Consider the following 1,424-nt stretch of genomic DNA (forward strand, 5'->3'; position numbering starts at 1 on the left):
TCGAATTCGCATCCCGGCAAACCATCGCCTTCGAGTACAGCGCAACACCAGCTGACGGGATGCTGTAAGCGACGATGTCGATCGCCGGCGGATGCGGATAGGTCGTCGTATAAAAGACCTTGCCACTGCCGAACACGGTGCTCGGAAACAGGCCGACCTCGAGCGGCCGCCCCTGGTTCAAACGCGAATCCAGCGACAAATATTTGTAGTCGACGGCCGGCGGATTCTCGGCGTCATAGCCCGGCTTTGAAACCGTGACGCGGTCTGCCGCGATATAGATGCGCTTGGTCACGAGTCGGAAATCGTGATCGTGCCAGCGGTCAGGTTCATGACCATCAGGCCGGACGAGCTCTGAATGACGCCCGCCGTCAGAGTGCCGACGTTGGCCGTGATCGCGCTCAGCACCCCGATGTTCATCATGCGCGCCGTCAGGACGCCGTCGAGATACATGTTTGCCGTTATGCCGATCGAGGCGACGCCGCCGATCGTCCCAACGGTAAACACGGCTTTCGGCACGTTGCCGTTATAGCCAGGCAGCTGGATCTGGAACTTGTCGGCGACGACCGTGAACGCCGAAACCCCAGATCCGCCATTGACCAGCTGAATGCCGGCAATATAGCCGTTGACGTTGAGCGTGAGCGACCAGGCCGCGGCGGCATATCCGTTGAGCTGCGCGATCGCGGTCGACTGCTGAGTGATCGAGGCGTTGACGTCGCCGAACTTCGCCGTAACCGACGTGTTGAGGTCCGCGACGGCCTGCTGCGCATTGACGGCGACGGTCTGGACCGTGGCAATCTGCGCAAATGCCGCCCCGACGCGGGCGGACATTTCCGACCGGATCGACTTCATATCGAGCCAGTTGCGCGCGTCCTGGTTGGCAACGCCGGCCGCGATCGTCTGCAGCGCAGTATTGAGCTCGTCATTATTTTGATCGGCGACCTCGGTCACCTGCTTTTTCAGGGCCGCATTGAACGACTCGAGCGTGACGATCCCCGGCGAGAGCTTGACCGTCGGCGCCTCTAGGTCGACCGTCGAATAAGCGCCGCGCATGGTCGCATTGACCGCCTGGACGCGCAGGCGCACGGCGGCCAGGCTGACGACCGTATCGAATTGGTTTTCGGCCGCCTCATAGACCTGCGTCCAATTCTTGCCCTCGTCATAGGAGACGCCGGCGACGTAGTAGATCGCGCCCGCGGTCGGAAACCAGCTCGCGAACAGCCGCGGCTCGGCCGTGCCCTGGCTGATGTAGGCATTGAGGCCGAACACCAGCGGGACCTTGTCGTTTGACGGATACTGCGCGCTCGGCAGCACCGGCGGGTTGCCGAGATCCGTCGCATGAACCCGCTGGTCATCAACCACCATGTTGACCGTGAACTTGTCGCCGCTCGGCGAGCCGTCCAGGACAACGCACAGCCGCGATTGGC

2 protein-coding genes are annotated in these 1,424 nt (G+C 62.4%); both read right to left on the minus strand.

What is annotated here, in order from left to right:
- The coding region (locus AC628_RS41555) for a hypothetical protein (RefSeq protein ID WP_143202113.1) at positions 1-292 on the minus strand (292 nt) is incomplete at its 3' end.
- A partial coding sequence (locus tag AC628_RS41560) for a phage tail tip fiber protein (RefSeq protein ID WP_143202114.1) occupies positions 289-1,424 on the minus strand: 1,136 nt, incomplete at its 5' end. The genes AC628_RS41560 and AC628_RS41555, both read right to left, overlap by 4 nt.

This window comes from Bradyrhizobium sp. NAS96.2, from assembly GCF_001908235.1.
In the GTDB taxonomy this organism is placed as follows: domain Bacteria; phylum Pseudomonadota; class Alphaproteobacteria; order Rhizobiales; family Xanthobacteraceae; genus Bradyrhizobium.